This is a genomic window from Mesorhizobium sp. M7A.F.Ca.US.008.03.1.1 (assembly GCF_003997495.1).
Classification (GTDB): domain Bacteria; phylum Pseudomonadota; class Alphaproteobacteria; order Rhizobiales; family Rhizobiaceae; genus Mesorhizobium.
The window spans coordinates 106,183-125,670 of sequence record NZ_RZRU01000007.1 but is presented as its reverse complement, the minus strand read 5'-3'; the positions used below and the strand labels follow the sequence as shown (position 1 = coordinate 125,670).

Below are 19,488 nucleotides of genomic sequence, written 5' to 3'. Positions count from 1 at the left end.
CCTCTGCCCTGCCGGGCATCTCCCCCACGAGGGGGGAGATTGCAGCTTCACCCACTATCCAAACTTCCCCGTCCTCGGGAATCCCTTCGGCACCATGCGTCCGGCCGACGCACGCGCACCGATCCATTCGGCCAGTTCCTCCCGCGACCTTATGAAGGTGCGGTCGGCTGAATCCTGCCAGGAGAGGCCGCTCTCCAGCGTGAACGGCTTGAGGTCGAGAAGGCCGCCGTCCTTGTATTTCTGCAGGCGCACGCCCTTGCCGCGGCCCATCTCCGGAATCTCGGCGAGCGCGAACACCAGCATCTTGCGATTCTCGCCGACGATGGCGAGATGGTCGCCGGTGACCGGGATGCAGCGCTTGGCTTCGTCCGGCGCCTTGACGTTCATCACCTGCTTGCCCTTGCGGGTGTTGGCGACGACTTCCTCCTCCGGCACGATGAAACCGTTGGCGTCGTGCGAGGCCAGCAGCAGCTTGCGTTTCGGGTCATGAACGAAGGCGGTGACGATGTCCTGGTCATTGTCCATATCGACGATGATGCGGATCGGCTCGCCATGGCCTCGCCCGCCAGGCAGCCGGTCGGCGCCGATGGTGTAGAATTTGCCGCCGGTGGTGAAGACCAGCACCTTGTCGGTGGTCTGGGCATGGAAGGCGAGCTTGAGGCTGTCGCCCTCCTTGAAGGTCAGCGTCGAGAGATCGGCCAGATGCCCCTTCATCGCCCGCAGCCAGCCCTTTTCCGAGACGACGACGGTGACCGGCTCGCGCTCGATCATGGCATGGGCAATGTCGGTCAGATCATGCTCGGGCGCGTCGGCGAACTGGGTGCGGCGCTTGCCGAGCTCGGTCTCCGGGCCGAACTTGTCGCGGATGTTGGTGACTTCCCACTTGATCGTCGCCCACTGCTTCTCGTTTGAAGCAAGCAGTGCCTCGATCTGCTTCTTCTCCGCGCTCAGGCCATCGAATTCCTTGCGGATCTCGAATTCTTCAAGCTTGCGCAGAGCGCGCAACCGCATGTTGAGGATGGCTTCGGCCTGGTTGTCGGTGAGCGACCAGCGGGCCATCATCACCTGCTTTGGCTCATCCTCCTCGCGGATGATCCTGATCACCTCGTCGATGTTGAGGTATGCGATCAGGTAGCCGGCAAGTATCTCCAGCCGTCTTTCGATTTCGCCGAGCCGGTGTTTCGAGCGGCGGATCAAGACCTCGCGGCGGTGCTCGAGCCATTCCTGCAGCACGCCCTTCAGCGACAGCACGTTGGGCACCTTGCCGCGCGACAGCACATTCATGTTGAGCGGGAAGCGGCTTTCGAGCTCGGTCAGCTTGAACAGCGATTCCATCAGGATGCCGGGGTCGACCGAACGACTCTTCGGCACCAGAACGACGCGGACGTCCTCGGCGCTTTCGTCCCTGATGTCCTCGAGCAGCGGCAGCTTGCGCGCCATCAGCAGCTCGGCGATCTTCTCGATCAGCCGCGCCTTTTGCACGCCATAGGGGATTTCGGTGACGACGATGCTCCAGGTGCCCCTGCCCTGGTCCTCCTGAAACCACTTCGAGCGCACGCGAAAGCCACCGCGACCGGTTTCGTAGGCTTCGAGGATCGAGGCGCGGCTATCGACGATGATGCCGCCAGTCGGGAAATCCGGCCCCTGGACAAATTCCATCAGCTTCGCCACCGGCGCGTCGCGGTTTTCGATCAGGTGAAGTGCGGCATCGCAAAGCTCGGCGGCGTTGTGAGGCGGGATCGATGTCGCCATGCCCACCGCGATGCCGGACGAGCCGTTGGCCAGCAGATTCGGAAAGGCGCCGGGCAAGACCACCGGCTCCTCGTCTTCTTCATTGTAGGTCGGCCGATAGTCGACGGCGTCCTCGGTGATGCCGGACAACAATTCGGTCGCCACATCGGTCATGCGCGCTTCGGTGTAGCGCATGGCGGCGGCGTTATCGCCGTCGATGTTGCCGAAATTGCCCTGCCCGTCGACCAGGGGATAGCGCATCGAAAAATCCTGCGCCAACCGCACCAGCGCGTCATAGATCGACTGGTCCCCATGCGGGTGGAACTTGCCCATCACCTCGCCGACGATGCGGGCGCATTTGGCAAAGCCCTGGTCGGGGTTGAGCCGCAACAGGCGCATGGCGTGCATGATGCGGCGATGGACCGGCTTCAGTCCGTCTCGCACATCGGGCAGTGCCCGGTGCATGATGGTCGACAGCGCATAGGCCAGATAGCGCTCTTCCAGCGCCTTCTTCAGATCGACCGGCTCGATATGATCGCCACCGCCATTTTCAGGCGGCAAAAGCCTTTTTCCCATGGGCTCGGACTAGCCGAGCGGGTGATTCGCGGCAAGAGCCCGACGGAGATACCGGCCCTTCTGCAACATGAAACCGCACCCCGGGGGATGTCGGCCAACATCAGCCTGTTACATGCGGGTTCTATGGCCAAGCGCGACGATATCCGGCTATCGGCTCTTCATGACAAATTCACCGGTTTGCGCAAAGACGGTGGGATCGGGTTTGCCTTTCACCGCGATTTTTGACCAATGTGCCGGGACACGCCTTTTTCCGGTCCAGTTCGTCACGGAATGGTGATGGCGCAAATAATTGAAAAAACAATTTCAGGACACTCTCAGGGACCTTGCGATGACAATCAAACGCTCAACTCTCAAGAAACTGGCTTTTTCGACCTTCTTGCTCACGCTGCCGCTGAATGCGGCCCTCGCACAGGACACGGCAGTGGCCGACCGGCTGAAGGCAGCGCTTGTCGCACAAGGTGTCGACATCACCTGGACCGGGGTGACCGGCGACAACACCAGCATGGTGCTGCAGGGCGTTGCCATCAAGCCGGCGGCGGAGAAGGAAGCGCTTCCCATCGGTGACGTCAAACTCGAAGGTGTGACCGAGGCAAATGGCGGCTATGACATCGCCACAGTATCGACGGCTGCCTTCACACACAGCAAGGACGGCGTCACCCTCGACCTCAGCCCCTTCGTCATCCATGACATGACAGTTCCGGCCGACGGCGCAACCGGCCCGCTCGGCTCGCTGATGATGTACAAGTCAGCCGAACTCTCGAACATGACCGTCAAGGTCGCCGACAAGACCGCCTTCTCGATGGACGGACTTGCCATCGAAATCACGCCGCCGGCGGACGGCAAGGCGATGGAATTCACCGCCACCACGGAGAAGTTCAACGCCGACCTGACGCTGGTGGACGATCCCAAGTCGAAGGAAGTCATCAACGCGCTCGGCTACCAGAACATCGCGGGCAATCTCGAAATGGCCGGCACCTGGCAGCCCACGGACGGCAAGATGGAACTGTCGAAATACGACATCTCGGTCGAGAATGCCGGCACGCTCGGCATGACCTTCAATCTCGGCGGCTACACACTGGACTTTATCAAGTCGCTGCAGGAAATGCAGAAGAAGATGGCGGCACAGCCTGAAGGCGCCGACAATTCGGCGCAAGGGATGGCCATGCTAGGCCTGTTGCAGCAGCTTTCGTTCAACAGCGCCTCAATCCGCTTCGACGACGATTCGCTGACCAACAAGGTTCTGGACTATGTCGGCAAGCAGCAAGGCATGTCCGGTAAGGACATCGCCAACCAGGCCAAGGCGATCGTGCCGTTCGGCATGGCGCAGCTCAACAATCCGGAACTGACTGCGCAGGTTACGGCCGCGGTCAGCAAATTCCTCGACGATCCGAAGAGCCTCGAAATCTCGGCCGAGCCGCCGGCGTCCGTGCCGTTCGCGCTGATCATGGCGGGCGCCATGTCCAACCCGCTAGACCTGCCGAAGACGCTCGGCGTCACCGTCAAGGCCAACGAAGACTGATCGAAGCGATCTCAAGATCAAGAAAAAGCCCAGCAGCGATGCTGGGCTTTTTTATGGATTAGCAAATCGAAAGAATCGGTTCGGGCGGTTCTTTAAAGCATCGCCCGAAGCGCGATCAGACGTCCTTCTTGGGCACGGCAACGCGCAGCGCCAGGTCGCGAAGCTGCTGCGGGCTCGCTTCCGACGGTGCGTTCATCAACAGATCATAGGCCTGCTGGTTCATCGGGAACATGGTGATCTCACGCAGGTTTCTGGCGCCGAGCAGCAGCATCACGACGCGGTCGACACCGGCAGCCATGCCGCCATGCGGCGGTGCGCCATACTGGAAGGCACGGTAGAGGCCGCCGAAGCGCTCCTCGACCGTGGCGCGATCCAGCCCGACCGTCTCGAACGCCTTGACCATGGTTTCGGGCAGATGGTTGCGGATACCGCCGCTGGCGATCTCGAACCCGTTGCAGACCATGTCGTACTGGAACGCCTTGATGCCGAGCAGGTCCTCGCCATTCAGCGCATCGATGCCACCTTGCGGCATCGAGAACGGGTTGTGGGCGAAGTCGATCTTCTTCTCTTCCTCGTTCCACTCGAAGAACGGGAAGTCGACGATCCAGCACAGTTCGAAACGCTCGCGGTCGACAAGGTTCAGCTCCTCGCCGGCACGGGTGCGCGCAGCCCCCGCAAAGGAGACGAACTTCTTCGGGTCGCCTGCAACGAAGAAGGCGGCGTCGCCATCGGCCAGGCCGAGCTGAAGGCGGATCGCCTCCGTGCGCTCCTCGCCAATGTTCTTGGCGAGCGGGCCGGCGCCTTCGAGCTTGTCGCCCTCCTTGCGCCAGAAGATATAGCCCAGGCCCGGCTGGCCTTCGCCCTGCGCCCAGGAGTTCATGCGGTCGCAGAAGGCGCGGCTGCCGCCGGTCTTGGCGGGAATCCCCCACACCTCGGCCTTCGGGTCGTTGGCCAGGATGTTGGCGAACACCTTGAAGCCGGAATCGCGAAAATGGTCGGAAACGGCCTGCATCTCGATCGGGTTGCGCAGGTCCGGCTTGTCGGAACCGTATTTGCGCATGGCCACATCATAGGGAATGCGCTGGAAATTCTGCGTCACCGGCTTGCCGTTGGCGAAGGTCTCGAAGACCCCGCGCATCACCGGTTCCATGGTCGACAGCACGTCGTCCTGCTCGACGAAGCTCATTTCGAGGTCGAGCTGGTAGAATTCGCCGGGCAGACGATCGGCGCGCGGGTCCTCGTCGCGGAAGCAGGGCGCGATCTGGAAGTAGCGGTCGAAGCCCGACACCATGATCAGCTGCTTGTACTGCTGCGGCGCCTGCGGCAGCGCGTAGAAGGTGCCGGGATGGATGCGCGACGGCACCAGGAAGTCGCGCGCGCCTTCCGGCGACGAGGCGGTGAGGATCGGCGTCGAGAATTCGGTGAAGCCGACCTCGCCCATGCGCTTGCGCATTTCCGCGATGATTTTCGTCCGCGCAATGATGTTCTTGTGCAGCGTCTCGCGGCGCAGATCGAGGAAGCGGTATTTCAGCCTGATATCCTCGGGGTAGTCAGGCTCGCCGAACACCGGCAGCGGCAATTCCTTGGCCGCCGACAGCACTTCGATCTCGCGGGCGAAGATCTCGATCTCGCCGGTCGGCAAATTGGCGTTGGTGGTCTCGGGCAAGCGCGCCTTGACCTCGCCGTCGACACGGATGACCCATTCGCCGCGCACGGTCTCGGCGACCTTGAAGGCCGGAGAATCGGGATCGGCGACGATCTGGGTCAGGCCATAATTGTCGCGCAGGTCGATGAAGAGCAGGCCGCCATGATCGCGCACGCGATGCACCCAACCCGACAGGCGAACGGTCGAGCCGACGTCACTCTTCCTCAGCTGGGCACAGGTATGGCTGCGGTAACGGTGCATTGTCATTGGTAAAGTCCGGGGTGCTGGGTTGCAGGCCGAAGCATCAAGCCCGGCCTCAAAATTTGCGCGAAAAGCGCATGGGAGGCCGGATTTGTCAAGGCAAGCGGCGTTGGGCAGGCCATCAGTTGTAAACTTGGGCGGCACAATGGATAGCGATACCCTTTACCGCTACGTTTGCTGCAAATGAGATCAGCGTATGCAAAACCAGAAGCTCTCTCTGACGCCCCAAGAGCGCAGCCGCATCGTCAACCTGCTTGACGCGGCTCGCATCGACGATTGGGCGCGGTTCAAGGCGCTCTCGGACGGCGGCTTTGGAAACGACGAATCGATGCAGGAACAGTTCGATGGCTCGCGCCTGGCAATCGACTACGATCGGATCGACCTGGACCGGCAATTTGGCGTTGAATACCTCCCGACGGTTTCCGGCTCATCATCGGCCAGTTGGTTCCGCGCGATCACCGGCAACAAAGGGTAATCCTTACCCTCTATAGTAGGGCCCTGAACGATGGCCCGTTCATAAGCGTTTGGAGCTTCTACGAGGAATTGGACATATCCTCGCTGTAGTTGCCGGGAATTGCAGCTGGTATTGACCAAGACGATGGTTCAAGAAGGGATCACCGACACGTGATTGCTTCATGTCCTCCATCCGCCCGATGATCCCGCTCCTTCTCGCCGCCGGCATCCTGCTCGGTGGCAATGGGCTGCAGAGCACGCTGATCGCGCTGCGCGGCGCGCAGGAAGGGTTTTCGGCTTCCGACATCGGCCTGATGGGCACCTTCTACTTCGCCGGCTTCCTACTCGGCTGCCTGGCCATCACCCGCATCATGAAGGCGGTCGGCCATATCAGGGCATTTTCGGCGCTGGCGGCGATCGCCTCGGTCGGCACCTTGCTCCTGGTGCTGGTGATCGATCCGGTGATGTGGTGCGCGGTGCGCTTTGCCGGGGGGTTCTGTTTCGCCGGGCTGTTCACGATCGTCGAAAGCTGGCTGAATTCCGGCGTCAGCAACCACGACCGTGCGCGCGTGCTGGCGATCTACCGGATGGTCGATATTGGTTCGGTGACATCAGCCCAGTTCCTGATCCCGATCTTCGGCGCCGGCGGTTTCGCCATCTTCGCCATCATGTCGATGATGATCACGCTCTCACTGGTGCCGGTCTCGCTCGGCGACCGCTCCAATCCGACGCCGCCCGAGGACGTCAAGCTCGACCTGGCGCGCGTCTGGCGGATTTCGCCGCTGGGCTGCTTCGGCTGCATCGCCGTCGGCGTCACCAACAGCGCCTTTCGCACCTTGTCGCCGGTCTATGCCGAGCAGATCGGCATGTCGGTCGCCGATGTCGTCACCTTCGTCAGCGTCGGCATCTTCGGCGGTGCCATCATCCAGTATCCGCTCGGCTATCTCTCCGACCGCTGGGACCGGCGCCGGGTGCTGCTGATGACGACCTGCTGCGCGATGCTTTCAGCGCTGGCGCTGGTGTTCATCGCCGGCAGCAATCCGGCGCTCAACTTCATCCTCATCTTCATCTTCGGCTGTTTCGCCATGCCGCTCTATTCGCTGTCGGCGGCGCATTCCAACGATCGCGCCGACACCGGCGAGTTCGTGCTGATCAACGCGGCCTTGATGCTGTTCTATTCCTTCGGCGCCATTGGCGGGCCGTTCGCCGCCTCGACGGCGATGCAATATTTCGGACCGGGCGCCCTGTTTGTATTCAGCGCGGTGGTCTATGCGATCTTCATCGCCGTCATCCTCTACCGCATGCAGGCTCGGTCCGGCGTGCCGGCAGGCAGGCGCGGCCGCTTCACCGCGCTTCTGCGCACTTCCACGGTTTTCGCGCGGCTGGCCAGGAGAAACGGCGATTCCGATGGTCCGGGAACCTCATGATGGCGGTGCCAAAGCTTGACGAAAGCCCCGGCGGCTGAAATCTAGGAAGACCTTACTCCTGCCAAAAGCGATTTGATGCAAGTCATCACCACCCAGAAAGAACTCGAGACCGTTCTCGCCGCTTTCGAAAAGTCGGATTTCGTCACTGTCGACACCGAATTTATTCGAGAAACGACGTTTTGGCCGATCCTGTGCCTGATCCAGATGGCCGCTCCCGGCGTGACGGCGCTGATCGATCCGCTGTCGCCCGATATCGACCTGAAGCCGTTCTTCAGGCTGATGGCCAATGAAGCGGTGATCAAAGTCTTCCACGCCGCGCGCCAGGACATCGAAATCATCGTCCATCTCGGCGACCTGGTTCCGCATCCAGTGTTCGACACGCAAGTGGCGGCGATGGTCTGCGGCTTCGGCGACAGCGTTTCCTACGATCAGCTCGTGCAGCGGATCACCGGGGCGCGGCTCGACAAGTCATCACGCTTCACCGACTGGCGCCACCGGCCGCTTTCCGACAAGCAGCTCGACTACGCGCTGGCCGACGTCACCCATCTGATCGAGGTCTATCAACACCTCAGCGCCGAACTGGAGCGGGAAAACCGCGCCCATTGGCTCAATGAGGAAATGGAGGTCCTGACCTCGCGCGAGACCTATGACCCGCACCCCGAGGACGCCTGGAAGCGGCTGAAGATGCGGCTGCGCAAGCCGCAGGAACTGGCGATCGTACAGGGCGTGGCGGCGTGGCGCGAGCGCGAAGCGCGTGAACGCGACGTGCCGCGCGGCCGCGTGCTCAAGGACGACGCGATCTACGAGGTGGCGCAGCAGGCGCCGCGCGACACGGCAGCCCTTGGCAAGCTGCGCACGACACCGAAGGGTTGGGAGCGCTCGTCGACGGCAACGGCGCTGCTAGGCGCGGTCAACACCGCACTTGCCTTGCCCAAGGAGCAGATGCCGAAATTGCCAAAGAGTTTCCAGCCGCCCGAGGGCTCGAGCGCCGCGGCGGAACTGTTGAAGGTGCTGCTGCGGATCGTCGCCGAAAAGGAAGGCGTCGCCTCCAAGGTGCTGGCCTCCAGCGACGACATCGACCGTATCGCCGCCGAGGGCGAGGAAGCCGACGTACCGGCCCTGCAGGGCTGGCGGCGCGCGGTGTTCGGCGAGGCTGCGCTCAAACTGGTGCGCGGCGAGATCGGCATCAAGTTCGACAAGCGCAAGATCGCGGTGTTCGACCTGTAGACGAGCGTTCTTCCTTCTCCCGCAAGCTGGGGAGAAGGCAGAACTGTCTGTTCAAACCACGCCGAGCAGGTGTAGCGCGAACCAGATCCATCCCAGCAGGAGAATCACCGCACTGACGAAGAATGACCTGCTGCGCAGCAGCAGATTGTTGCTGGTCAGGTGAACCCAGGCATGGAAATAGCGCGACGCGACAAATATCCACATCAGCGCCAGGGTCAGATAGTTGACGCCGTTGGTCAGGTGCAGCGTCAGGCACAGCACATAGAACAGCACCGGCAGTTCGAACTGGTTGGTGAGATTGGCGGCAACGGTGACGCTGGAGGCCGGCTCGGTCGAGCGCACCTTGAACTGACCGGCCTTGGCTTCGCCTGACCTGACTGCGCCGTATCTGCGGCGACCCAGGACGCAGTAGACGATGTAGATCAGCAGCACATGCGCCAGAACAGGCCAGAAGATCGTGGTCTGGTTCACGAAGTGTCCCCTACGCGGCTCTGCTTTTCGCGCGGCATCAGGCCTGGCGTTTCTGGCCTGCCAGCCAGAAGGCGGCAATGACGATCACCGGGATGGCGAAAAGCGCGAATTTGGTGACGGTGAGCGCCGAAGCCAAAGACAGCGAGTCCGGGTTCGCCGACAGGAAATCGGACAGAAGCCGCGCTACCGCGATGTTCTGGGCGTAGTCGGCAAGCGTGTAGGGCAGCACCAGGACCAGCGCGAAGATCGACTGCAGCTGCGCCGGCAGCACGCGGAAAGCCTTCAATCGCCGGCCGGCGGCCAGGATCAGGCTGACCAGCGTCACCGACAGCAGCGCCGGGAACAACAGATCGAAGGTCAGATAGTGCCAGACGAGAATGATCTCGCCGCCGCGCCGGCCGAGCGCCGTCAGCCAGGCCATGCCTTCGTCGGGCGTGAAGCCGAAAACACGCGTGTCGAGTGACGGCAAGCCGCCGCTCAACTGGCGGAAATAGAAGAATTCCAGTGCCGTCATGGCGATGAAAACCACCGCCGACAGGAAACAGAGTGCGCCCGCGTGGCGCGACAACCGCAGGACCGTCGCTGTCAGGCTCCGCCCGAGCCCGTACTGGTCAGGCTCCGCCGGGATAGTTCGGGCTTTCGCGGGTAATCGTGACGTCATGGGCGTGGCTTTCACGAAGTCCGGCGTTGGATATGCGCACAAAGGTGGCGCGCTCGCGGAAATCGGCAAGGTCGCGGCCACCAACATAACCCATAGCGGCTTTCAGGCCGCCCGCAAGCTGGTGCAGCACGCCAGACACAGGTCCTTTGTAGGGAACCTGCCCTTCGATGCCTTCCGGGACCAGTTTCAGCGTGTCGCGCACCTCGGCCTGGAAGTAGCGATCGGCGGAGCCGCGGGCCATGGCGCCGACCGAGCCCATGCCGCGGTAGGCCTTGAAGGAGCGGCCCTGGTGCAGATAGACCTCGCCCGGGCTTTCGTCGGTGCCGGCCAGCAGCGAGCCGATCATGGCCGCACTGGCGCCTGCGGCGAGCGCCTTGGCCAGATCGCCGGAATATTTGATGCCGCCATCGGCGATCACCGAGACGCCGGATTTGTGCGCCGTTTCGACCGCCGACATGATGGCCGAGAGCTGCGGCACGCCGACGCCGGCAACGATACGGGTGGTGCAGATGGAACCCGGGCCGATGCCGACCTTGACGGCGTCCGCACCGGCGTCGATCAGCGCCTGCGTGCCCGCGGCGGTGGCGACGTTGCCGGCCAGGATGCGGACCGAGTTGGATAGTTTTTTCGCCCGCGTGACGGCGTCGAGCACGCGTTGTGAGTGGCCATGCGCAGTGTCGATCACCAGAAGGTCGACGCCGGCATCGATGAGGCGTTCGGCGCGCTCGAAACCGTCATCGCCGACGCTGGTGGCGGCGGCGGCGCGCAAGCGGCCTTGCGAGTCCTTGGAGGCGTGCGGGTTGAGTTGCGACTTCTCGATGTCCTTGACCGTGATCAGCCCGACGCAGTTGCCTTGCCTGTCGACGACGACCAGCTTTTCGATGCGGTGTTGATGGAGAAGCCGCTTGGCCTCGTCCTGGTCGACGTTCTCCTTGACCGTGATCAGGTTGTCACGAGTCATCAGTTCATGGACCTTCTGCGCCGGATCGGACGCAAAGCGCACGTCGCGATTGGTCAGGATGCCGATCAGCCGGCCGATCTTGTGGCCGCCGCTGCCGCCGTTCTCGACCACCGGAATGCCGGAGATCGAATAGCTGCGCATCAGGCCCAGCGCGTCGGCGAGCGTCGCGTCGGGGCCGATGGTGACGGGATTGACCACCATGCCGGATTCGAATTTCTTGACCTGCCGCACCTGCTCGGCCTGTTCGGCCGGCGAGAAATTGCGGTGGATGACGCCAATGCCGCCGGCCTGGGCCATGGCAATGGCAAGCCGCGCCTCGGTGACGGTGTCCATCGCCGCCGAGAGGATCGGCACGTTGAGGTCGATGTCGCCGGCGATGCGGGTGCGCACATCGGTCTCGCCAGGCATGACCTCGGAATGGCCCGGCTGCAGCAGCACGTCGTCAAAGGTCAGCGCCAATGCGCCGGTGGACGTTTCGATGATTTTTGCCATGGCCAGCCCTCGGAATACAAAAAAGCGCTGGACCGGAATGGACAGCGCCGACTCGTTTCTTCCCTTTCAGGATTGGCGCTGGCTGGTAACACGTCCCGGCGCCGATGAAAAGCCGATGATTTCACGCTCCCGGAAAGGTGACTTTATCGGCGAAGGGATGCCACCTGTGGTTGCCGGTCGCACAAAAGTGACAGCAAATTAATGCGACATCCCGGCGAAGGCATGGTAACCGCCCGCCTCAAGGCCGACATGCAACCGGCAACGCAACATTCAAGTCTGGACGCGTTCCTTGAACCGCACCATCCCGCTCATCCTGGCGGTCGCCCTTTTCATGGAAAACATGGATTCGACTGTTATCGCCACATCGCTGCCGGCGATTGCCGTCGATATCCACACCAGCCCGATCGCGCTCAAGCTGGCGCTGACCGCCTATCTGGTATCGCTGGCGATCTTCATTCCGGTCAGCGGCTGGATGGCCGACCGTTTCGGCGCCAAGCACGTGTTTCGCGCCGCAATCGCCGTCTTCATCGTCGGCTCGATCGCCTGCGCGCTCTCCGGTTCGCTGCCGGCTTTCGTGGTCTCGCGCTTCCTGCAAGGCATTGGCGGCGCCATGATGACACCGGTCGGGCGGCTGGTGCTGGTGCGCGCGACACCGAAAAGCGAACTCGTCGCGGCAATGTCCTGGCTGACCATTCCGGCACTGGTCGGGCCGCTGGTCGGGCCGCCCGTCGGCGGCTTCATCACCACCTACTTCACTTGGCACTGGATTTTTCTGATCAATGTGCCGATCGGCGTGGTCGGCATCTGGCTGGCGACCCGTTTCCTCCCGGAGATCGAACCCGCGCAGACCCCGCCGCTTGATTTCATCGGCTTCGTGCTGAGCGGGCTGGCGGCATCGGGCGTGGTGTTCGGCCTGTCGGTGGTCAGCTTGCCCTACCTGCCGCCAATCATCGGGGTCATCACCGTAGCGGTTGGCCTGCTGTCGGGTGCGCTTTACCTCTTGCACGCACGCCGCGCCAAAAACCCGCTGCTGGCGCTCGAATTGTTCCGCAACCAGGTGTTCCGCTCCTCGGTGCTTGGCGGCGGGCTGTTCCGCATCGGCATTGGTGCTGTGCCGTTCCTGCTGCCGCTGATGTTCCAGATCGGCTTTGGGCTGACGCCGTTCCAGTCCGGCATGATCACCTTCGTCTCTGCAATCGGCGCCATCGGCATGAAATTCGTCACCGCGCTGATCTTCCGCGTCGCCGGCTTCCGCCGCGTTCTGGTTGTCGGTTCGCTGGTCGCCGCGGCCTCGATCGCCATCAACGGCCTGTTCACACCCGACACACCCTATCTCTTGATGCTGGCCATGCTGCTCGTCGGCGGCTTCATCCGCTCGATGTTCTTCACTGGCGTCAATGCGCTCGCCTATGCCGAGGTTTCGGCTGAAGACACCAGCAAGGCGACGCCGATTACAGCAGTGTTCCAGCAGTTGTCGGTCGCGCTCGGCGTGGCGCTGGCCGGCGGAATCCTGGAAGTATCGACGTCGATCCATGGCGGCCCGCTGTCGCTGGACGACTTCCACATTGCCTTCTTCATCGTTGCAGCGGTCTCGGCGGCGGCATCGCTGTCCTTCGTCCGGCTGGCGCCCGATGCCGGCAACGCCATCTCCGGTCACGGCCGGCTGACAACACCCAAGACGCTGGAAACGGTGAGCCCACCCGGCAACTGATGGCAGCCTACGCTTCGGGCTCGCCTTCTGGACGGCCCGATTCGCCTGACGGCGGCTCCCGCCCTTTAAAATCCTTGGCCAGCAAATAGAGCTCGACCGATTCATCCCGCGACGCCGGCGGCTTGACGTGATGGACGGAGCGGAAGTTCTTCTTGAGCATGGAGAGCAGCTCGTTTTCGGCGCCGCCCTGGAAGGTCTTGGCAAGGAAATGCCCGCCCGGCTTCAGCACCGACAGCGCGAAATCGGCGGCCACCTCGCACAGATGCATGGTGCGGATATGGTCGGTCCGCTTGTGGCCTGTGGTCGGTGCCGCCATGTCTGACAGCACGATATCGGGATCCCCACCCAGCGCCTCGGCCAGCTTCTGCGGCGCAGCCGGATCGAGGAAATCCATCAGCAGCACCGGTGCGCCGGGCACGGCGTCCATTTCGAGATAGTCGATGCCGATGACATGCGGCTTGTCGGCCGTCGATTTCGTCCGCGCGGCGGCGACCTGGCACCAGCCGCCGGGGGCGGCGCCGAGATCGATCACCTTCATGCCGGGTTTCAGCAGATGATGCTTGTCGTCGATCTCGATCAGCTTGTAGGCCGCGCGCGAGCGATAGCCATCAGCCTTGGAGCGCTGGACATAAGGATCGTTGATGTGGCGCTGCAGCCAGCGGCGCGACGATTCCTTCAGCCCGCTCTTCTTCTTGATCCGCGTCTTCAGCACACGAATGCTGGCTGATCCTGGTTTTTCCGGTTTCTTGGTCATTGGCTAGTTTCTTGCCTGAGTTTTTTCGCTCGCGGAGTTGTGGCCTTTTTCGGCGACTGTGCGTTTCGTGAATGGCTTCCCCCACTCCGTCGCCGCTTCGCAGCGCCACCTCTCCCCCCTCCGGAGGGAGAGGAAAGGAGCCAGGGCCGGCGAACTCGCGCCTTTCCTCTCCCCCGTCGATCGGGGGGAGAGGTGTCGAGCGCAGCTCGACGGAGTGGGGGTCGACTGCTCACTGAATCATGCTCTGCCACGCCCATCATTGCGCCAGACGCCATCATCGGCCATCAATTCGCTCAAAATGCCTTCGCGCAAGCCACGATCGGCGACTCGCAGCCGCTCGGACGGCCATACGGCGCGGATCGCTTCGAGGATAGCACAGCCGGCCAGTACCAGATCGGCGCGATCGGCACCGATGCAAGGGTTGGCGCAGCGCTGCTGGAAATCCCAGCCAACCAGTCTTTCGACCATGCGATCGACGCTGTCGCGGTCCATCCACAGCCCATCGACACGGCGGCGATCGTAGCGCTCGAGCTCAAGGTGGACACCGGCGAGCGTCGTCACCGTTCCGGACGTGCCCAGCAGATGGAAATTCGGGCTCGCCTTGAGATGGCTCAGCCGATCGCGACCGTCGAAGCTGGCCAGCCGGCCGGCTACATCGTCGACCATGGCGGCGAAGATCTCGCGCGTCACCGTGCGGCCGCCAAAGCGCTCGGCCAGCGAGACGACGCCGACCGGCAGCGACGTCCACGACACGATATGATTGGCCAACCTTGGCGAACGGCGGCCTGCGAGATCGATGAGCGCGATTTCGGACGAGCCACCGCCAATATCGAACAGGACGACGCCTTGGGTGTCGCGCTCGACCAGCGAGCCGCAGCCGGACACCGCCAGCCGCGCTTCGGTCTGGCGGTCGATGATCTCGAGCTTCAGGCCAGCCTCGCGTTCGACGCGGTCGATGAACTCGACGCCGTTTTCGGCCGTGCGGCAGGCCTCGGTGGCGATCAGCCGGGCTTTTCTGATCTTGCGGTTGCGCAATTTGTCGCCGCAGATTTTCAGCGCCTCGACCGCGCGGTCCATCGCCGGCTGGCCGAGCCGGCCATTGGCGGTGAGCCCCTCGCCCAGCCGGACGATGCGAGAGAAGGCGTCGATGACGCGGAACTGGCCATGCCGTGTCGGCACGGCGACCAACAGCCGGCAATTGTTGGTGCCGAGGTCAAGCGCCGCAAACACCGGAAGCTCCTGGACCGGCGTCCGACGGGCGCCTTGTTCCGGCCGCGGCACAACAGCGGCGGGCGAGACCGCCGATTCCGCCGGTCTGTGGGCCTCCGCCGCCGGGGCACCATTCTTGCCTGGCGCCAGCGATCGATTCTCCGCGGGACGCGCTTCGTCGCGCGCAAAAACCTTGCGCCCGCGCCTTCGCTTGCGCCGCTTCTTGGGCTTGCCTTTGTGGGGTGCGTCGCCCGCCTGCCCGTCTGCGGAGCGGAACTCCGTCGGGCGGCGTTGCTGCCAGCTTGCGTTCCCCGGGCCAGCCGACCCCTGGGAAGCGCTGGACACGCCCACCTCCGGCGCGCCAGCGCCGGTGTCGTGGTCTTCCACTGTCGTTCCTTCCGGCGCCGCGCGAGCCTATGATGGACGCAGCAGGCGCTTCAATGTTTTAAGTTGCCGCCAGACTAACAGCGCCGCGCCCGATCACCAAGAGCCGCATGCCGAATTTTGCCGGCAGGCCGCTGACCGCCGTTCCGGCGCGGCCGCGTGATGTATCCGCACGCCGCAGTTGCCGGCACAACGCCTGCCGGCATCTCTTCGGCCGCTCACGACGGACAAATCTTGCCGGCCGCCGCTGCGACAAGGGTTCGCGGTTGAATAGCCGGCTTCGATGAGGCATTTCTGAAATGAGCGGAAGAATCCGGCACAGCCGGCCTCCCACCAGCCACGGAAAAGGAAGCGGACCCGCAACGCATGGCAGTCAGGCAATGAACTGGAGACGCTATTTCTGGCCGGTCGTCGGCATTGCCGCCGTGATCTTCTCGCTGCTGCTGCTCTGGCACGAATTGCGCGGCGTTTCACTCGACGACGTCTGGGACGGCATCACGGCCATTCCGACCCGCGGCTGGGTTCTTGCCGCGCTGAGTTCGATCATCGCCTATGCCTCGCTCGCCGGTTACGACCACATCGCGCTCCTGCATATCGGCAAGCGCGTGTCGTGGCTGTTCGTCACACTGTGCTCCTTCACCACCTATGCGCTGTCGCACAACATCGGCGGTTCGGTGTTTTCGGGCGCCGTCATCCGCTACCGCGCCTACGGCACCAGGGGCCTGACCGGACAGGATGTCGGCGTGCTGGTGGCGGTCTGCTGGATCACATTCGTGCTGTCGACGATTCTCGCCTCCGGCCTCGTTCTGGTGTTCGAGCCAGAGGTACTCGACCGGTTTTCCGGCATCGCCCATCACGGCCTGTCGGAAGCGGCCGGTATCGCGATGCTGCTGCTCGTCGCCGCTTATGTCTTCGGCAGCTGGCTGCATCTGCGCCCGCTGAAGATCGCCAGCTTTCAGCTCCATTATCCGGCGCTGCCGATCGTCGCCCGGCAGTTGTTGATCGGCCCGATCGAGTTGCTGGCCGCCGCCGCGATCATCTTCTTTGCCCTGCCCGAAGCCCACAATCCCGGCTACTTCGTCATACTGGGCGTCTTCCTCGTCTCCTTCTCGATCGCGCAGATCTCCCACGCGCCGGGCGGGCTCGGCGTGTTCGAGGTGGTGTTTCTCGCTGGCCTGTCGGACATGGATCCGGTCGGCGTGCTGGCGGCACTGCTTGTGTTCCGGCTGTTCTACCTGATCATCCCGCTGATTCTGGGCTTGGGCGTCGTGCTGTTCTTCGAACGCTCGCAATTCAGCCGGAGCGAACCTTGAGGCGTGGGATGGACCCGGCGGTCGCGCGCCGGCATCTGAAGTGTGGCGTCGGAAATCACCTGACGAAACGTGCCATTGAACCGCAGAGCAGGCTTGACTATTTTCCGCTGGCGGCTACAAGGCAGCGCTTACAGCGGCTTGCCCGCTCGGCCCGCACGGTTCATGACCGCGCCTGCTGGGGAATAGGTTAACGGTAGACCCACGGACTCTGACTCCGTTAGTCCTGGTTCGAATCCAGGTTCCCCAGCCAGACATTTCTCAAGCATCTACCAGTGCGGAACTTCCCGACGCCGGCGACGTTCGGTTGTACGGTTTCTTGGCCGGGTTTTCATCTATTGGTCGTTCTGTTTATCGTGCTGCTGTTCACCCACGCAGCCCGGAATCCTAAAAGCTCACCTATGTATCATCGGATATGTCACCGACTGCGCCGAGGGCTTTAGGTCTTCATTTTGAAGCGCAATGATCCTGTGGCTGAGCGCGTTATCCCACCGTCGGCGGCCTAACCGGCCCTGTAGTGTTCCACCGGATGAACTCGACTTCCTTACCGGTGACGTCCCGCACGGTCTTCAACAACACCTCATGCAGGACGCGAGTCTGCCTGTAGTGGTCGCAATGCGGCGATATGAATGGCTTAATGATGCTTAGGTGCAGCGCTTCCGCTGCCATCAGAAAGCGATCGACTTCAGCCTCTGATAATTGCTTTGAGGGTTTTGACCTAGCCATTGCGACACCTTTTGAGAGTCGCCCCACCCGAGGACAATATTCCTACAGTAGCCGTTCCCTGTAAAGGCTTAGACGGCGAAAGGTCGAGGAAATCAACATGTCGAAAGTGCAAAGCGGGTGCTGGATCGGAGGCTGCGGCCCGGCCTTGCTCGCCGCGCCAGTGGCAACGAACTAGACGTGGGAATCCGGCGAGCTACCCCCATGGGAACGGTGTTCTGCTTGGACCTCAAAGTTTAACGAGACCTGTAGGACAACGCCGCCGCGGTCATCACGTACCTTGATCACCAGCTTATGACGATCCCCATCCGGCAGGCTATTCTGGATCATTTCAACAAGGGCGCGGATGGCCTCTTCTTTTACCCGATCGAAGGTATCACAATCAGAGCCCTCATCGTCGGGGTAAACCGTGCCGTTGTCGTCGACATCGAAATAGTACAGGGGCATTTGCCCAAACTCGCGCCTGCAGTGTTGGTTCCCACTACGCGACAATCTGCGGCTGAATTTCGAGATCACCCAAAAGGCGTTTGTATTCAGCCTCCGAGTCCCCGTAACCGCCATCCGCGAGATCGATCAGGCCTTCGCGGTTGCGGATAACGACTTCGCCGCGCCGGGACTGGATGAAGCCTCGTCCTTCCAGGACTTGTAGGGCAATCGTAACTCCTGGTCGTCTCACCCCAAGCATCATCGACAAAAACTCGTGGGTAATGCCCAGCCGATTGCCGACGATACGGTCGTCACACATGAGCAGCCACCGTGCGAGGCGCTCTTCGATGTTGGATCGCGCGTTGACCATCGCGGTGTATGTGGCCTGGATGTGAAAGGCGTGAACGTATCGAAGCAGAAACGGCCGAAGCGTTTTGCTCGTCTCTAGAGCAGCTTCGAATCGCGACGCCTCCATCATCAGGGCTTCGCTGGCCATCTGAATAAAGCAATCGTGCGTGGCGCGGTCGTCGCCCATTACAAGGGCTGAGCCGGTCATGCCCTCAAAACCAATAATCCCAACCTCTGCATCGACGTTTGCCCGCTTCTTTGCCACCACCGAGGCGAGGCCATTCTGAGGAAAATAGACGAACTCGATCGGCTTGCCGGCATTTTCCAGAGGGCTACGCAACTCTAGAAACGTATCGCGAAGATGCGGCACAAGGAGGCTCAAATCAGCAGGTGCGAGGCGGCGCAACAACGCGTTCTTGTTCGGCTCGATTTGCCGGTCCATGGCTCTTCTTTCAAAAAGGGCAAGAGCACGCGGTCCCTCGGCTGTCTGCGCCCCGGGGCCTTCTGCAGACGACGCAGCGCAAATTAGTCTATTGGACCCCGGAAGTCCGGCTTGGTACGAAACTGACATTAGTCACCCTGCCTTCCGAGCGGGAAAAGGCGCTTGTGAAGCAGGCGCGTTCCCGCAATGTCGAGGAACGACCAAAAGTCGACCCGCGATATTGTTCCTTTGAATGGCGATCGGTGGCCCCGAAGTCACGTGCAAGAGCGCTCGAGATATCGGGCCGAAGGCGGGGCGCCTTGTGATGGTCGCTCCCACGCGTCAGCGCATGATGCTTCAACTGACGACACCGCGTTGTACGCTTTTGACAGGATTTAGCGAGTCAAATCGGGCGGACATCGAAATGCGCTCGATCCCACGTTAAACCATCGACCGAGCCGGCGTTGTTTTTCCAGGTCGACGCTACACACTATCCGCATGGGAAAGCCCAAAGCAGTTGCGAGCCCGCCTCTGAAGACCACGCCTACTCGTCGAGTTCTTCGCCAAGAAACACAGCCTTACCGTAAAGGCTTCTCAGCCTTAGCTTTCTTACCGCAGTGGCGCTGCGGAATAGGCAATGGCAGCGGCTGAAAGCCTAGCGCGCGCCTGATTTCTGTTCCCGAAAATCCTTCACCGACCGTGCCGCAGCCTCGCCGCGCAGGTGCTTCACGCGCGCTCTTATGCGTCGGTCGCCTACTCCGTCACGCAATATGCGACG

General features: G+C 62.3%; 18 protein-coding genes and 1 tRNA gene. 9 read left to right on the top strand and 10 right to left on the bottom strand.

The window, feature by feature from the left end; translation table 11 throughout:
* Positions 1 to 54: 54 nt before the first annotated feature.
* The gene (gene parC / locus EOA16_RS11750; protein ID WP_127258121.1) at positions 55 to 2,307 is read right to left on the bottom strand and encodes a DNA topoisomerase IV subunit A; all 2,253 of its coding nucleotides are present in this window, start codon (positions 2,305 to 2,307) and stop codon (positions 55 to 57) included.
* Here parC and EOA16_RS11745 point away from each other — a divergent pair.
* Complete coding sequence (locus EOA16_RS11745; protein WP_127258120.1) at positions 2,263 to 2,532, top strand: hypothetical protein; 270 nt, start codon at positions 2,263 to 2,265, stop codon at positions 2,530 to 2,532. The two genes, parC and EOA16_RS11745, sit on opposite strands and share 45 nt — an antisense overlap.
* A 103-nt stretch (positions 2,533 to 2,635) precedes the next feature.
* Positions 2,636 to 3,826: a hypothetical protein gene (locus tag EOA16_RS11740; RefSeq protein WP_127258118.1), complete on the top strand. Its 1,191-nt coding sequence runs from the start codon at positions 2,636 to 2,638 to the stop codon at positions 3,824 to 3,826.
* Between the two features lie 115 nt (positions 3,827 to 3,941).
* Here EOA16_RS11740 and aspS read toward each other — a convergent pair whose 3' ends face one another.
* The gene (gene aspS / locus EOA16_RS11735) at positions 3,942 to 5,732 is read right to left on the bottom strand and encodes an aspartate--tRNA ligase (RefSeq protein ID WP_164754237.1); all 1,791 of its coding nucleotides are present in this window, start codon (positions 5,730 to 5,732) and stop codon (positions 3,942 to 3,944) included.
* A 196-nt stretch (positions 5,733 to 5,928) separates the two neighbouring features.
* Between aspS and EOA16_RS11730 the strand changes: the two genes are divergently transcribed.
* From EOA16_RS11730 to rnd, 3 genes are all read left to right on the top strand, one after another.
* Positions 5,929 to 6,207 carry a hypothetical protein gene (locus EOA16_RS11730; RefSeq protein ID WP_127258115.1) on the top strand — a complete coding sequence of 93 codons (279 nt, stop codon included), beginning with the start codon at positions 5,929 to 5,931 and terminating at the stop codon, positions 6,205 to 6,207.
* Between the two features lie 160 nt (positions 6,208 to 6,367).
* The gene (locus EOA16_RS11725; protein WP_127258114.1) at positions 6,368 to 7,612 is read left to right on the top strand and encodes an MFS transporter; all 1,245 of its coding nucleotides are present in this window, start codon (positions 6,368 to 6,370) and stop codon (positions 7,610 to 7,612) included.
* Positions 7,613 to 7,687: 75 nt separating this feature from the next.
* Entirely contained in the window at positions 7,688 to 8,839 is a 1,152-nt protein-coding gene (rnd, locus tag EOA16_RS11720) for a ribonuclease D (protein ID WP_127258112.1), read from the top strand.
* 51 nt (positions 8,840 to 8,890) lie between these two features.
* Here the strand turns inward: rnd and EOA16_RS11715 are convergent, their stop codons facing one another.
* Genes EOA16_RS11715 through guaB form a run of 3 tightly spaced genes read right to left on the bottom strand, consistent with a single transcriptional unit; the run spans position 8,891 to position 11,424 of the window.
* Positions 8,891 to 9,310: an MAPEG family protein gene (locus tag EOA16_RS11715; protein WP_127258111.1), complete on the bottom strand. Its 420-nt coding sequence runs from the start codon at positions 9,308 to 9,310 to the stop codon at positions 8,891 to 8,893.
* A 37-nt stretch (positions 9,311 to 9,347) separates the two neighbouring features.
* On the bottom strand, positions 9,348 to 9,878 hold the full coding sequence (locus tag EOA16_RS11710; protein ID WP_164754229.1) for a hypothetical protein: 531 nt from the start codon (positions 9,876 to 9,878) through the stop codon (positions 9,348 to 9,350).
* 43 nt (positions 9,879 to 9,921) lie between these two features.
* Complete coding sequence (gene guaB, locus EOA16_RS11705; RefSeq protein WP_127258107.1) at positions 9,922 to 11,424, bottom strand: IMP dehydrogenase; 1,503 nt, start codon at positions 11,422 to 11,424, stop codon at positions 9,922 to 9,924.
* On the opposite strand from guaB, the gene EOA16_RS11700 reads away from it, so the two are divergent.
* Entirely contained in the window at positions 11,411 to 11,626 is a 216-nt protein-coding gene (locus EOA16_RS11700; protein WP_127258106.1) for a hypothetical protein, read from the top strand. The two genes, guaB and EOA16_RS11700, sit on opposite strands and share 14 nt — an antisense overlap.
* 87 nt (positions 11,627 to 11,713) lie before the next feature.
* Positions 11,714 to 13,135 carry an MFS transporter gene (locus tag EOA16_RS11695; protein ID WP_127258104.1) on the top strand — a complete coding sequence of 474 codons (1,422 nt, stop codon included), beginning with the start codon at positions 11,714 to 11,716 and terminating at the stop codon, positions 13,133 to 13,135.
* A 7-nt stretch (positions 13,136 to 13,142) separates the two neighbouring features.
* Here the strand turns inward: EOA16_RS11695 and EOA16_RS11690 are convergent, their stop codons facing one another.
* Entirely contained in the window at positions 13,143 to 13,889 is a 747-nt protein-coding gene (locus EOA16_RS11690) for an RlmE family RNA methyltransferase (RefSeq protein WP_127258102.1), read from the bottom strand.
* A gap of 237 nt (positions 13,890 to 14,126) precedes the next feature.
* Positions 14,127 to 15,485 carry a Ppx/GppA phosphatase family protein gene (locus EOA16_RS11685; RefSeq protein ID WP_127258100.1) on the bottom strand — a complete coding sequence of 453 codons (1,359 nt, stop codon included), beginning with the start codon at positions 15,483 to 15,485 and terminating at the stop codon, positions 14,127 to 14,129.
* A 377-nt stretch (positions 15,486 to 15,862) separates the two neighbouring features.
* On the opposite strand from EOA16_RS11685, the gene EOA16_RS11680 reads away from it, so the two are divergent.
* Positions 15,863 to 16,795 (top strand): lysylphosphatidylglycerol synthase domain-containing protein, encoded by a 933-nt coding sequence (locus EOA16_RS11680; protein WP_127258099.1) that lies wholly within the window; start codon positions 15,863 to 15,865, stop codon positions 16,793 to 16,795.
* A 176-nt stretch (positions 16,796 to 16,971) separates the two neighbouring features.
* Positions 16,972 to 17,045 (top strand) — tRNA-Gln (locus EOA16_RS11675).
* 230 nt (positions 17,046 to 17,275) lie between these two features.
* Here the strand turns inward: EOA16_RS11675 and EOA16_RS33110 are convergent.
* From EOA16_RS33110 to EOA16_RS11660, 3 genes are all read right to left on the bottom strand, one after another.
* Positions 17,276 to 17,518, bottom strand: coding sequence for a hypothetical protein (locus EOA16_RS33110; RefSeq protein ID WP_127258097.1), 243 nt, complete (start codon positions 17,516 to 17,518; stop codon positions 17,276 to 17,278).
* 171 nt (positions 17,519 to 17,689) lie between these two features.
* On the bottom strand, positions 17,690 to 17,962 hold the full coding sequence (locus EOA16_RS11665; protein WP_127258096.1) for a hypothetical protein: 273 nt from the start codon (positions 17,960 to 17,962) through the stop codon (positions 17,690 to 17,692).
* A 34-nt stretch (positions 17,963 to 17,996) separates the two neighbouring features.
* A complete protein-coding gene (locus EOA16_RS11660) occupies positions 17,997 to 18,731 on the bottom strand; it encodes a Crp/Fnr family transcriptional regulator (protein ID WP_127258094.1) in 735 nt (244 codons plus the stop codon).
* Between the last annotated feature and the right edge of the window lie 757 nt (positions 18,732 to 19,488).